Origin of the sequence: Domibacillus indicus (assembly GCF_023715895.1) — a bacterium.
Lineage (GTDB): Bacteria > Bacillota > Bacilli > Bacillales > Domibacillaceae > Domibacillus > Domibacillus indicus_A.
In genome coordinates this window covers 1-12435 of sequence record NZ_JAMBOO010000025.1, presented here as the reverse complement: position 1 = coordinate 12435, position 12435 = coordinate 1, and the positions used below count along the sequence as shown (strand labels likewise).

Annotated in this window: 12 protein-coding genes and 2 tRNA genes; 9 read left to right on the top strand and 5 right to left on the bottom strand. The window is 40.0% G+C overall.

Features of this window, described 5'->3' with window-relative positions; translation table 11 throughout:
• Window positions 1-2 precede the first annotated feature (2 nt).
• From M3221_RS21150 to M3221_RS21140, 4 genes are all read left to right on the top strand, one after another.
• Window positions 3-821, top strand: a complete 819-nt coding sequence (locus M3221_RS21150; RefSeq protein ID WP_251273672.1) for an ABC transporter permease — start codon at window positions 3-5, stop codon at window positions 819-821.
• 305 nt (window positions 822-1126) lie between these two features.
• Entirely contained in the window at window positions 1127-2341 is a 1215-nt protein-coding gene (locus tag M3221_RS21145; RefSeq protein ID WP_251273671.1) for a threonine synthase, read from the top strand.
• Window positions 2342-2494: 153 nt separating this feature from the next.
• On the top strand, window positions 2495-2695 hold the full coding sequence (locus M3221_RS27100; protein WP_472843780.1) for a four-helix bundle copper-binding protein: 201 nt from the start codon (window positions 2495-2497) through the stop codon (window positions 2693-2695).
• 467 nt (window positions 2696-3162) lie between these two features.
• On the top strand, window positions 3163-3399 hold the full coding sequence (locus tag M3221_RS21140; RefSeq protein WP_251273670.1) for a hypothetical protein: 237 nt from the start codon (window positions 3163-3165) through the stop codon (window positions 3397-3399).
• Window positions 3400-3499: 100 nt separating this feature from the next.
• On the opposite strand, the gene M3221_RS21135 is transcribed toward M3221_RS21140, so the two are convergent.
• Together M3221_RS21135 and M3221_RS21130 are read right to left on the bottom strand one after the other, a co-directional pair.
• Window positions 3500-3883, bottom strand: a complete 384-nt coding sequence (locus M3221_RS21135) for a VOC family protein (RefSeq protein WP_251273669.1) — start codon at window positions 3881-3883, stop codon at window positions 3500-3502.
• Window positions 3884-4079: 196 nt separating this feature from the next.
• Window positions 4080-4736 (bottom strand): DUF1801 domain-containing protein, encoded by a 657-nt coding sequence (locus M3221_RS21130; protein ID WP_251273668.1) that lies wholly within the window; start codon window positions 4734-4736, stop codon window positions 4080-4082.
• A gap of 562 nt (window positions 4737-5298) precedes the next feature.
• Between M3221_RS21130 and M3221_RS21125 the strand changes: the two genes are divergently transcribed.
• From M3221_RS21125 to M3221_RS21110, 3 genes are all read left to right on the top strand, one after another.
• A complete protein-coding gene (locus M3221_RS21125; protein WP_251273667.1) occupies window positions 5299-5517 on the top strand; it encodes a hypothetical protein in 219 nt (72 codons plus the stop codon).
• 64 nt (window positions 5518-5581) lie between these two features.
• Window positions 5582-7144, top strand: coding sequence for an L-serine ammonia-lyase, iron-sulfur-dependent, subunit alpha (gene sdaAA, locus M3221_RS26635; RefSeq protein ID WP_311316161.1), 1563 nt, complete (start codon window positions 5582-5584; stop codon window positions 7142-7144).
• Window positions 7145-7843: 699 nt separating this feature from the next.
• Window positions 7844-8665: an STAS domain-containing protein gene (locus tag M3221_RS21110; protein ID WP_251273666.1), complete on the top strand. Its 822-nt coding sequence runs from the start codon at window positions 7844-7846 to the stop codon at window positions 8663-8665.
• 342 nt (window positions 8666-9007) lie between these two features.
• On the opposite strand, the gene M3221_RS21105 is transcribed toward M3221_RS21110, so the two are convergent.
• Genes M3221_RS21105 through M3221_RS21095 form a run of 3 tightly spaced genes read right to left on the bottom strand, consistent with a single transcriptional unit; the run spans window position 9008 to window position 11285 of the window.
• The gene (locus M3221_RS21105; RefSeq protein WP_251273665.1) at window positions 9008-9754 is read right to left on the bottom strand and encodes an amino acid ABC transporter ATP-binding protein; all 747 of its coding nucleotides are present in this window, start codon (window positions 9752-9754) and stop codon (window positions 9008-9010) included.
• Between the two features lie 13 nt (window positions 9755-9767).
• Window positions 9768-10451: an amino acid ABC transporter permease gene (locus tag M3221_RS21100; protein ID WP_251273664.1), complete on the bottom strand. Its 684-nt coding sequence runs from the start codon at window positions 10449-10451 to the stop codon at window positions 9768-9770.
• Between the two features lie 15 nt (window positions 10452-10466).
• Window positions 10467-11285, bottom strand: a complete 819-nt coding sequence (locus M3221_RS21095) for an amino acid ABC transporter substrate-binding protein (protein ID WP_251273663.1) — start codon at window positions 11283-11285, stop codon at window positions 10467-10469.
• A 920-nt stretch (window positions 11286-12205) separates the two neighbouring features.
• Between M3221_RS21095 and M3221_RS21090 the strand changes: the two genes are divergently transcribed.
• Both M3221_RS21090 and M3221_RS21085 read left to right on the top strand, forming a co-directional pair.
• A tRNA-Ser gene (locus tag M3221_RS21090) sits at window positions 12206-12298 on the top strand.
• Between the two features lie 12 nt (window positions 12299-12310).
• Window positions 12311-12384, top strand: a tRNA-Met gene (locus M3221_RS21085).
• The last annotated feature ends 51 nt before the right edge of the window (window positions 12385-12435 follow it).

Here is a 12435-nt window from a genome sequence, read left to right as displayed (position 1 = left end):
AAATGGAAACCATTGCCCGTCATCAAATTAGGGATAAAACGGTTAAAAAAAGAAAAAGTGTTAAAAGCCATTGGGGAAGTATTGCAAAAACAGGTGTTTTAGGATGGATCGGATTATTGGTTATCTGGAGCATTGCCGCTTTTTTTTCAGACCCGCAGTTTCTGCCCAGTCCTCTTGCCACTTTAGAAGGGGCGATAGAACTTAGTAAAGACGGGTCGCTGTTCATCTATATGGGATACAGTTTTGCCCGTGTATTGGCCGGCTGGTTTTTAGGAAACTTGGTTGCGATCCCGCTAGGCCTGCTGATTGGCAGTAACCAGTTCATCCGTTCACTTGTAGAACCGTTAATCAACTTTGTGCGCTTTATTCCTCCTTTAGCCTTTATCACACTGTTTATGCTTTGGTTCGGAATTGGCGAACAGTCAAAAATATTTTTGATTATGTATGCGACTTTCTTTGTTGTCACTATCAATACCTTAACAGGGGTACTTTCGATTTCAGAAGATAAAATCCGTTCAGCGAAAAGCATGGGTGCATCCAATTTTCAAGTGCTGCGCTATGTGATCATCCCGGCGTCCATTCCATATATTTTCACGGGCGCCAAGCTTGCGATGGGATCCTCTTTTATGGCGATCGTTGGTGCGGAGATGGTTGCCGCAAATGAAGGAGTTGGCTTCATGATCTGGAATGCCAGACTGTACTTCCAAACAGACTGGATTTTTGTAGGATTAGTGGTCTTGGGGCTAATGGGATTTTTCATGGATAGACTGTTTGTTTGGGCCGGAAAAAAACTCTTAAAGCGTTATAATGTCGTATCTTAATGTCTAATCGTTATCTAACAGAGATTTAAAAGGCAGGAAACAGCCTGTTGCTAACAGTACGTCCGATCGAATCACATTCTTACCCTGGCTAACACATTACGCGGTCTTTTCCCAGGGAGGAAGACCGCTTTTGTTATATGCTGACTCACAAAGCAGCGCTAATCATTCATACACTGCTTCTACTTAGTTAAGCAGAGACATACAGTAAAAAAATGTACCGGGAAATGTAAAGAAATTGCTTTCACAGCTGAAGGGAGACCTGAAGAAGACACTAATTGCAGTCTTTTATTTTTAGGAGGGAAAAAATGAAAAATTATAGCTATATCTCACATTTAGAGTGCCCAAAATGCGGTGAAGCATATGAGGAAAAAAAGGTACAGCAATTATGTAAGTGTGGTTCACCGTTGTTGGTGCGCTATGATTTAGAGGAAGTGAAGGCAAACATGTCACGTGAAGAGATTGCAAATCGTCCAAACAGCTTATGGCGATATCATGAGCTGCTGCCTGTTCATGAAAAGGAGAACGTTGTCACACTCGGTGAAGGAATGACGCCGTTTGAAAAGCTCCCGTCATTAGGAGCAGAATATGGATTAAACCATTTATACATAAAAGATGAAGGTGTCATTCCAACGGGTTCTTTTAAAACAAGGGGTGCGAGTGTTGGCATTTCAAAGGCAAAAGAGCTGGGTGTAAAACATTTAGCTATGCCGACAAACGGTAATGCAGGTGCGGCTTGGGCGCTGTATGCGGCAAAAGCAAATATCAAAGCCACAATTGTCATGCCTTTAGATGCGCCGCAAATTACACGTAAAGAAGTTTATATTGCCGGTGGAGACTTGCATCTTATCAACGGTTTGATCAGTGATGCAGGAAAGGTTGTCGGCCATTTAGTACAGAACCATGGCGTATACGACGCTTCTACACTTAAAGAGCCGTATCGTGTTGAAGGTAAAAAGACAATGGGCTATGAGATTGTCGAACAATTTGGATGGAAAGTTCCAGATGTTATTTTATACCCAACAGGCGGGGGAGTAGGCATCATTGGAATTTATAAAGCCATTCTTGAATTGCAGCAATTGGGCTGGATCGAAGACGGGAAACTTCCTCGTTTAGTAGCCGTTCAAGCAGAAGGCTGTGCGCCAATTGTAGAAGCCTGGAAAAAAGGCGAAAAAGAATCCGAATTCTTTGAAGACTCAGCAACTTGTGCATTTGGCATTAATGTCCCTAAAGCATTGGGGGATTTCTTAGTTCTTGAAGGAGTTTATGGAACAGAAGGTTGTGCGATTGCCATTTCAGATGAGGAATTATTGAAGGCGCAAAAACAAGTAGCTTCGTTAGAAGGAAACTTTGTCTGCCCAGAAGGAGCAGCAACCTTTGCGGCAGCTAGAATCCTGCGTGAACAAGGATGGATCCAGGCAGACGAGCATGTTGTATGCCTTAACACGGGCTCAGGTCTCAAATATCCGGAAACAGTTGAAATCGAAGGTGTAGAAACACTTCAGCCGGGACAGGAAATATAACCACTGGAAGATGATTACGAGAAAAAATTTAGCTTGTTGTCATCAACTGCGAATGAAAACACAGTGATAGAGGAGTGTTTAAAATGTGCTTAAGCATGCGAAGAATACATAATGACTCTCCTGCAAAGACGGATGTTCAAGTGAAAAAACGGCATCCAAACACTGCAGGAATGCGCTCAAGTTTGCTGGCAGGCCCCTTCTTTTTTGGTCCACAGCAGCCAGTTTGTTCAACAAAACTGCAAACTTTGCGCCGCCATTTGCGAGGCTTTCGTAGAAGAGTTCAACGATACTTGCTGCCGTGAATGTGCACTAGATGTTGACCTAAAAGGAATGTATGTTTTGCTTGTTAAGTAACAAACGAGAAAAAAGCGGCCATTCATCTCCCGCCCATTGCGAAGCAATTTGAAGGAGTCTTCTGGCCTGTAATGCGATCAAAAAGTTAGTAAACACAGGTGTATTTAGACAAAAGTGTACTTAAGTAAATGTATACTTTTTGCTTAAGTACACTTTTGTTGTTGCTAAGGTATCCGCATCCAAAAGATTTTTCATGGTAAAGTTCTGACAAATTGCTATAGGAATCCAAAAAACCTGCTTATTTGTGTAAATATATCTATTTTTGTCGATAAATGTTTTAATATACGACGGACTGGAAATAATAAAAAGGCAGAAAACATTTACTATTTAAAAAACTAGATTTTTAGGTAAAGAGTTTTTAGACTTTGAGAGAATCGAAGTACCTCAATTGAAACGAGAAAAAAGGTTGTATCACTGCTGTAAGAAAGGAGGGGAAATAATGAAACTATATATCTGCACACCTTGCAATGGCAACGGATGCCATCATTGTAACGGAACTGGATATTATAAAAATGATAAAAAATAATTGTGAAAGAGAAGGAGCTTTGGTTTGTGCCAGAGCTTTTTTATTTAATTTCAGTTACGGACAAAATCTTAACCGCAATTTCATGCCAGCAGCAAAATCAATTTTTCTCATTTGTCCATGCAAAATTATCCGGATCAAGGGGAGAATGACAACAATGCCATTTATTTTTAAACGTTAAAAATGTATAACCCCGTCCTAAAATTAGAACAGGGTTAACATAAAGTTGCTGTTTAATTGTTGATAAAAACGCTTCACTGAACAACTATTTCGACATAAAGTTAATTCTGCATTATCTGAATAAGGTTACCGCATGTATCGTCGAAGACAGCTATTGTGACTTCGCCCATTTTTGTCGGCTCCATAGTAAACTTCACGCCGTTTTCCAATAATCGTTCGTACTCTTTGCGAATATCTGCAACGCCAAACATTGTTGCTGGGATACCTTCGGCAAATATCTTCTTTTGATACTCTTGCGCAGCTGGATGGACATTCGGTTCAAGCAAAAGCTCGGTACTGTCTTGATCATCGGGAGAAACAAGCGTTATCCACCTAAATTCTCCGGTGGGAACGTCGTGCTTTTTTACAAAGCCCAGCGTTTCTGTATAAAACTCAAGTGCCTTGTCTTGATCTTGTACGAATATACTGGTAACAATGATTTTCATACTGTTTTTGCCTCCTTTGATAGTTGCTAAGTATGATGATGCCTTCTTAACAATCTGGCTGCAAGCAAAACATCCCAACATTCGTCAGAAGTTCCATTTTAAATTATTTGATGGAGTGTTACCTGCGATCTAAAAAGAAGTTCAAATGAACGCAAGGTAAGGTAATATCTTAAAGTTTGATTAATATATTTTCTTATCAAATGTACTTGTGCGAGCCGTCACAGTTAGGCTGCTTTTGAGATAATCCACAAGTGCAATCATTTAGTCCCTTTCCATTGAGAATTTGCGGCGTATATTTTTCAACCCTTGACTCTCGAGTTTTGGATTGTTTGGCTTTAGAAAAATAAAGAATGTATGCTCTTTGCCGTCCCGGCGTCAATGCTTCAAAAGCAGTTTTCAAGGCAGGGATTTCATCGAATTTATTTTGTAATTCTTCGGGAATTATAAATTCTGAAGTCTTTTTTAAATTCACTTCCAAACCGGCTTTTTCAATTTCAATGGCTTCATAGATATAGGTTTTCAAAATGGGTTCCATCTCAACTATTTCTCGAACATTGGTGAACCGAATCTGGCGCCCCGACTGTACATTCTCCGTTTGTTGGACTAGAATCCCGTGGGCATCCTGTAACAAGGCACCTTTGTGAAACAGAAGCGCACAATATTCTTTAAATCCATGTATTAAAACTATGTTTTTTTTCTCAAACGTGTAGCAGGGATGCATCCACTTAAATTCTTCGGATAACTCACAGTCAAGAACGATATTTCTCAACTTCTCATATTCTTCCTTCCACTCTTTAGCTTTACTTAAATATTCATCAACCTTAGAAGTCATCCTCTTATTCTTCTTTGTCATGTTAGTTCCCCTCTATAAATTTTAGTTTACTTCTTGTTAAACTAAACTGCTCCGTTAGTATAAGTAGAAACCTTCACAATCTTAACAGGGTAAAGGCTATTGGCACATAATCAAATCAACTCTAAATTAAGTTTTGTGATATCTCATAAGACTTGTATCAAAATGCTTATCGTTGTTCAAAGTACCACTTTTCAGCTTTTTAGTTGGCTTAAAGACAAATTCACAATATAGCTGCTCCGCCTCACCATCTTCATTTGTAAACTGTCTAACAAAGTCATAATAAAACCGTTTTTCTCTTGTGAAATTGTAAACACCACTTTGAAACAGCAGTGCTATTTCCTCTTCTCCATCTACTTTTTCTTTTCCAACAGCTTTAAATCCTTCCCCGCCTGTACAATAGAGTTTTCACCAATTTTGTTTTTTAGATATTGCTCTGTTTCTTCTGTTTTCATTATTAATTCACTCCATGTTTTATTGAAATTTATCGTATTACCGCCAGAAGACTCCTTCAAATTGCTCCGCAATTATATGAGTAAAAGCTGAAATATGTATGGATAAATGAATGAAGTCAAAGTGGGTAGTAGAGACACCGCCAATATCTGGATCTGAAGATTTTGCTTACTATTTAGGGAAGATACCTGGTAGTATGTTTTATTGGAGCAAAGCCGGCAGAGGTCCAGTTTATCCTTATTATCCTACATTCACCATTAACGAAGATAGATTGATCATTGCAGCAAAAGCAATGGCAGCTGTTGTTACAGAATATTTCGGGCAAGAATAAAGTAAACAACGGGACGTTCTTCATGCTCGAGCGTGGGAGCCGTCTTTTTTAAAGGAGTGGTCACATGTCTTTTACAAGCCTAAAAGAATTAATTGAACAAGCAGAGCAGGAAAAAACAACAATTTCGGAATTGATGATCAAAACTGAGGTGGAACAGAAAGGTTATTCTAGAGAGACGATCATCGCAAAAATGTCGGAACAATTTACGGTAATGGAAGAGGCTGTCCGGAGAGGGACAATGAGTCCTGTTATGTCCCGAACTGGTTTGACGGGTGGAGATGGGAACCGTCTTTATCAGTATGCAAAAAACGGGAACTCATTTGTCAATCCTACAACATTAAATGCAGCCGCAAATGCGCTGGCAGTATCAGAAGTAAATGCGGCAATGGGGCGGATTGTAGCGACGCCAACAGCCGGTTCAGCGGGAATCTTGCCAGCCGTACTTGTTCACGCCCTTGACAGCGGAAACTTCACCCGTGAGCAGATTATACAGTCGATATTTACTGCTTCTGCTCTCGGTTTAGTCATTGCCAATAAAGCTTCGATATCAGGGGCTGCCGGCGGATGCCAGGCTGAAGTCGGATCAGCAACCGGAATGGCAGCTGGAACATTAGTTGAGCTTGCTGGTGGAACACCGGCACAGGTAGGAAATGCCGTAGGAATTGCTTTGAAAAATTCACTCGGATTGGTTTGTGATCCAGTTGCTGGTCTGGTGGAAATACCTTGTATCATTCGCAACGGTTTACATGCTATTACCGCGCAAGCTGCAGCAGATATGGCTCTAGCTGGGGTAACAAGCATCATTCTTCCAGATGAAGTGATCCATGTTATGCATGAAGTTGGGCAGCAAATGCCCGAATCATTGAGGGAAACCGGGATAGGGGGTCTTGCTGGAACTCCGACAGGGCAAAAATTAAAAGAACAGATTCTTGGTGAAAAAACGAGTAGTTGTGGGCCGGCGAAATACGAAAGTGCATATGAAATCATCGGTCCTGTAATGGTTGGCCCTTCAAGTTCGCATACAGCCGGAGCTGTCCGAATCGGTAACATTGCCCGCCAGCTATTAAATGAGAATCCTTTATATGTGAATTTCTCGCTAATGGGCTCCTTTGCCAAAACCTATCAGGGTCATGGGACAGATCTAGCTCTATTAGCAGGTGTTCTTGGGTTAACGACAATGGATGATGGCATTCCAAACGCCAAAGAACTCGCTAATGAAAACGGATTACAATACGAATTCACAAAACGGGTGCTTGGAAGTTATCATCCAAATACTGTTCTCGTGGAACTGGCAGGACCTTCCCGTACTGTAAAGGTATTGGCCAGTTCTTTAGGCGGTGGCAAGGTGGAGGTTCAGGAATTTAATGATTATCCATTAAAGTTTTCAGGAGAACGGCCAACACTTGTCATCCGCCATACCGATAAAAAAGGAGTTATTGCCGACTTATCCGGAATTCTTTATCAAAATGGATATAACATCGCCCGTATGGCTAATGAACGTTCGAAAATTAATGGTGAGGCCATAACGATTTGTGAAATCGACAACAAAATCGAAGAAACTTTTCTATCTTTACTAAAAAAAGAAATTCCGATTATTAACGAAATTGACTTGGTTCAAACTAAGTAGTTGACTAGCAAGTGTTCAATACGAACGAAAATGAGTCAAAGAAAACAGCGAAAAGAATACGGCATACCATTGAACATGCAGGCTGAAACAGCTATGGTATAACGATCAGCATTGGCGTGACGCTCTTTATCCCTAATGAATAGATCGCGCGACCGTGCGCTGTACCTCTCTAAAAACCAAGGAAGAAACCGTGTGACATTTTGTAAAGTAGATGAAAATGCAAAAAAGCAGCCAGGAGAGGGAAACCTGACTGTAGAACAATACGTTTGTAGGAGTTAGGCTTAGAATTAACAACACCCCTATAACCCTATTATCTAAACTTCTTCAGATATGGCATAAATATAATTATTTAAAATACAAATAACTTGAAGTGGATTGTATCAATAAAAAAATTCAAAGAGAATTTGAGAAAAAGAAATTATATCATTACGAAAAGTATAGGGAGAATTTTAACTATTACTTAAAGAACTGTTGAGCAAACAAAACTGAATAAATCAAGCTAGAGCATCCTATCTGGGTGCTCTTTTTTGTATCCAAAAACCATGTCGCCTTTAAGTGGCGTTTTTAATACAAAAAGGAATGGGTAACTGAAGGAGGTTGGAGGACTCAGGGAGGAAAGCCGAAAGGTACTACTATATTGTCATTCTTCATTTAAGTTATATAATGAAATCATCAAGATAGACGAAGGTGGGAGACTTTTTGACATTACTTTTTGGCTTTTCTGAATACCTTAGAAAAAATACAAATTCCCTAGCTCGTGAAATTGTTGGGGCTGTTCTTCGTAAAATGAATTTAGAAATTCCTGAATGGGAGAAAGAACAAGCTGTCATTATGTATGTTGAACTTTTGGGATTTTTAAGTGAATTAGTACTGGACGAAAGGAAAGATACAGCTCCGGAAGCTCTTATAAAATGGAGTAAGCAAAATGCAGCTATGCAAGTCTCATCAGGAGGAACTATTTCGGAAATTGCCGTTCGGTATCCTCCAACCCGGCAGGTTTTCCTTGAACTGTTTACAAAAATTAGCTCACAGCTTGGTTTATCTCTAAACGAAAATGTTTTTATCATAAAACAGATCAACACCTTATTAGATATCAGCTTAAACGAAACCATTTTCGCATTTGAACGCCTTTCCGATCAGCTGCAAGAGGAAAACCAAAAAGAACTGGCAAGACTATCAGCACCTATTGCACCTGTTAAAGATGATGTAGTTGTTATTCCTCTGATTGGAGAATTCAGCGAATACCGATTGAAATATATAGCAGACCATGTTATCCTAAAAATCTCGGAAATGGACGTTGACTATGTTATCGCTGACCTTTCAGGAATTTTCAACCTCGATAAAGAAATTGCAAAATACTTTGATCAAATAGGGGCAACGCTTCAGCTAATGGGAATCCGTGTCCTTACGACAGGCTTACGTCCCGAAGTCGTACAAGCAGTGGTTAGCAGTCAGAGTGTTGATCCGTCTAAAATCGAAGCTTTTGCTACAGTGAAGCAGGCATTAGAAAGCCTCCGGTAGATTTTGGTCAGGAATGAGCAGTTTATATGCATGCTTTGGTTGTCATCGGGGCAAGGGATAAGTGTTAATAAATTAATACAAACTTATGTATGTAAATAAAAGAGGAGACTTGCAGATGCAAGTCTATTTTTTATTGCTTATAAGGAATAATTTTACATGAATAAACTTTATTTAGTGCGCGTCTACACTTATCTAAACAGAATAAGGGAGACGTTAAACGTAATTAAATCAGAAAAAGTTAAAATGATCGGTACGATTATTGTATTCAGTTTGGCAATGGCGTTAATGTTTTTTATATCTGCGAAAGCAGGGGAATCCCTGCACATGGTACAGGACAAGGAGTTATCGTTCAGATACTTTATTCAAGAATTGAAGAGTTCTCGGGTTTCTAGTCGCATTAAATACTTCATTAGGCGTACCTTGTTCAACTACAACACCGCCGTCCATAAAAATGATTTGGTCGGCAGCTTCGTTCGCAAACTTCATTTCGTGGGTTACGACTACCATTGTCCTCCCTTCGTTTGCCAGGTCTTTCATTACCTTTAGTACTTCACCGACCAGCTCAGGATCGAGAGCGGATGTTGGCTCATCAAAAAGAAGAACCTCTGGATCAATAGCCATCGCGCGTGCGATCCCAACACGCTGCTGTTGGCCTCCGGATAATTGGAACGGATACATATCCGCGCGATCACGCAGCCCGACTTTTTCTAATAAAGATAAAGCTTTTTTTCTGGCATCGTCCTTAGAACGTTTTAAAACGATCACTTGTCCCTCCATGACATTCTCAACAGCCGTCAAATGAGGGAATAAGTTATAGCTTTGAAAAACCATTCCGGTCTGCTTTCTAAAAGAAACAATTTCCGCTTGTTTAAGCCTGGTGCTTGCCGTTATATTTAACGTTTTGTTTCCTAGCGTAATGGTTCCTTTGTCAGGCATCTCTAGCAGGTTCAAACAGCGGAGGAGTGTTGTCTTTCCCGATCCTGAAGGCCCGATAATGACTGCTGTTTTTCCTTTTTCAATAGAAAGACTTACTCCTTTTAATACTTCGAGTTTATCAAACCGTTTGTATAAATTATTAATTGTGATCATCGCTTACCCTCCACTATTTCGCTATGCCGCGGCCATACCGTATTTCAAGCCTGCCCTGAAAATAAGAAAGCACAGTACTGAATATTAAGTAGAAGAAGGCTACTTCGATATAAAGCCAGAGGGGCTCATACGTAACAGCTGCAATCTGCTGTCCCTTTTGAAATAATTCAGTAACCGTAATAGTGGCCGCAAGAGAAGTATCTTTAACAAGACTGATAAAAGAATTTCCAAGTGGTGGAAGGGAAACACGAACCGCCTGCGGAAGCACAATCCTTTTAAGAGCCTGAGATTTTGTCATACCAATACTATAGGCGGCTTCCCACTGGCCTTTATTAATCGATAATATGGCGGCACGTATGATCTCCGAACTGTATGCCCCTTTATTCAGGGTGAAAACAATAACAGCAGCCGCAAATGGAGAAAGGGTAACTCCTACGCTTGGAAGCCCGTAGAAAATGATAAACAGCTGAACCAATAATGGCGTTCCCCTAAAAATCCATACATAAAAACGTGTTAAAAGAACAAGCGGCATAAATCCGGAAATCCTTGCTACAGCTGTAAAGAAAGCTAAAATTAGGCCAAGGGTAAAAGTGATTAGTGTTAAAGGAATGGTGTACTGCAAACCCGCCATTAAGATAGGAAAAAAGGATTCACTAAGGATTCCTATAATTCGTTCTGTACGTTCCTCCCCAAACATATGCGATCTCTTCCTTTATTTCGATACGTCTGCACCGAACCATTTATTAGATATTTTTTCGAACGTACCGTCTTTTTTCATGTCGTTAAGAGTACCATTAACAGCATCAACTAATTCTTTATTGTCTTTACGGAAAAGAAAAGCACTCTCAGCAGCATTGTTTTCCGTATAGGCGATCTTGATTGGAAGCTCAGGACGCTGCTTTTTTAAATCTAAATAAGAAAGGCTATCGTTTAAAGTAGCATCAGCGCGCTTAGAGGTGACTAAATCTATTGCCTGGTTAAAGCTTTCTACTCCGGTAATTTTTGCTCCATGCTCTTCTGTTGTTTGGCGGTAATTGCTTGTTAAAGACTGGGCAACTGTTTTGCCTTTCAAATCATCAAGCGATTTAATCTCGTTGTTGTCTTCTCTTACAATTAGAACAGCTTTTGAAATTGTATAAGGATCAGAAAAGTCATATTTTTCTTTGCGCTCATCGTTGATTCCAACCTGATTTGCAATCATGTCATAGCGTTTCGCATCAAGCCCGGCAATCATGCCATCCCATTTTGTTTCAACAAACTGCGGCTTAATATCTAAACGTTTAAACACTTCTGTTGCAACTTCGACATCAAACCCAGTTAATTTTCCGGACTTATCATGGAAAGTAAATGGAGAATATGTACCTTCAGTGCCAATTGTGATGACGCCTTTTTCTTTTATTTGCTCATAAGAGCTTTGTGCTTCTTGTTTATTTTCTTCCTCCTTCTTACCCTCGTTTGCATTATTTCCGCCGCATGCAGCAAGTGCGAGAACCAAAACAAGAGTAATGATAGAAAATGCTAATTTTTTCATGATGTAACCTCCAGTTTTGTTATAGGTTTTGTAAACTAATTGCTAGATGGTTCAGTAAGTTCTAAATGTCAGCGAATTTACGGTGTATTTTTCCCTCAGAGCAAAGTAATATTCCATTATTCATAATTGGGTCAAACAACATGGAAAATACGGTGAGAAAGCTCTCGAAAACGCTATAGACCTTATTCTTTGCAGGATAAAAAAGTTTCCAAGAGACAAACTGACGTTCCTTTTGTTGAAATATTCTTATTACTAAAAGAGCAGGAGCTGTTAAACATGGCAAAACCTAAAACCATAAAAGAACTAATAAAGAGCTGGCTTTAAAAGGGCTAAAGCTGCATATTTATGCCTTAAAATAACGTGCCATGCCTGCTTCTGTTCAAAGAGAAAAGATTAAAAAACCCTAGGATGAGCTCGTTTCACAAAAAACTTTCATCTTCCTGAACGGATGGAAGGTTACAGGGAAACCCTGTCGGTTGCTGAATTCAAAAAAGCATTTAATGCTCTCAAAGAGCATTCTGCTTTTAACTGGCTCAAAGAAGTTGATAAATTTGCGTGGAATGTGCCTGTGAGGAAGTGCAGGATGGGTATGACCGTTTTTTCAAAGGTCAGAATAAATTTCCTAAGTTCAAGGCTGTTATTATATTTCTTTAAAAGTAGAAGAAGTTATACCGTTAAAACCTGAGCTTGACTTAGCTTCTATAGAAATGCTGAAAAAAGGAAATGCTGAAAAAGAAAGTTGGCAATAAATATTTTTTTAAAAAAGTATTGATTTTAAACTTTAAGGATGATAATATTTGATATCTGTCGTTAGTGCAGATTATTCTGCAGTAGCTCAGTGGTAAAGCGCCTGCTTTGCACGCAGGAGGTCAGCGGTTCGATCCCGCTAGGCTCCACCAATTATTTTTATATGCTATGTTGGAGGAATACCCAAGTCCGGCTGAAGGGATCGGTCTTGAAAACCGACAGGCGGGTCAAACCGCGCAGGGGTTCGAATCCCCTTTCCTCCTCCATTATTTTATCATCGCGGGGTGGAGCAGCCCGGTAGCTCGTCGGGCTCATAACCCGAAGGTCGCAGGTTCAAATCCTGCCCCCGCAATCGTTGGTCCGGTAGTTCAGTTGGTTAGAATGCCTGCCTGTCACGCAGGAG

Excerpts from the sequence above, each read along its gene's own strand:
- M3221_RS21150 (WP_251273672.1), top strand. The coding sequence starts at position 3 with ATGGAAACCATTGCCCGTCATCAAATTAGGGATAAAACGGTTAAAAAA.
- M3221_RS21145 (WP_251273671.1), top strand. The coding sequence starts at position 1,127 with ATGAAAAATTATAGCTATATCTCACATTTAGAGTGCCCAAAATGCGGT.
- M3221_RS21140 (WP_251273670.1), top strand. The coding sequence starts at position 3,163 with ATGGCAACGGATGCCATCATTGTAACGGAACTGGATATTATAAAAATG.
- M3221_RS21135 (WP_251273669.1), bottom strand. The coding sequence starts at position 3,883 with ATGAAAATCATTGTTACCAGTATATTCGTACAAGATCAAGACAAGGCA.
- M3221_RS21130 (WP_251273668.1), bottom strand. The coding sequence starts at position 4,736 with ATGACAAAGAAGAATAAGAGGATGACTTCTAAGGTTGATGAATATTTA.
- M3221_RS21125 (WP_251273667.1), top strand. The coding sequence starts at position 5,299 with ATGAAGTCAAAGTGGGTAGTAGAGACACCGCCAATATCTGGATCTGAA.
- sdaAA (WP_311316161.1), top strand. The coding sequence starts at position 5,582 with ATGTCTTTTACAAGCCTAAAAGAATTAATTGAACAAGCAGAGCAGGAA.
- M3221_RS21105 (WP_251273665.1), bottom strand. The coding sequence starts at position 9,754 with ATGATCACAATTAATAATTTATACAAACGGTTTGATAAACTCGAAGTA.
- M3221_RS21100 (WP_251273664.1), bottom strand. The coding sequence starts at position 10,451 with ATGTTTGGGGAGGAACGTACAGAACGAATTATAGGAATCCTTAGTGAA.
- M3221_RS21095 (WP_251273663.1), bottom strand. The coding sequence starts at position 11,285 with ATGAAAAAATTAGCATTTTCTATCATTACTCTTGTTTTGGTTCTCGCA.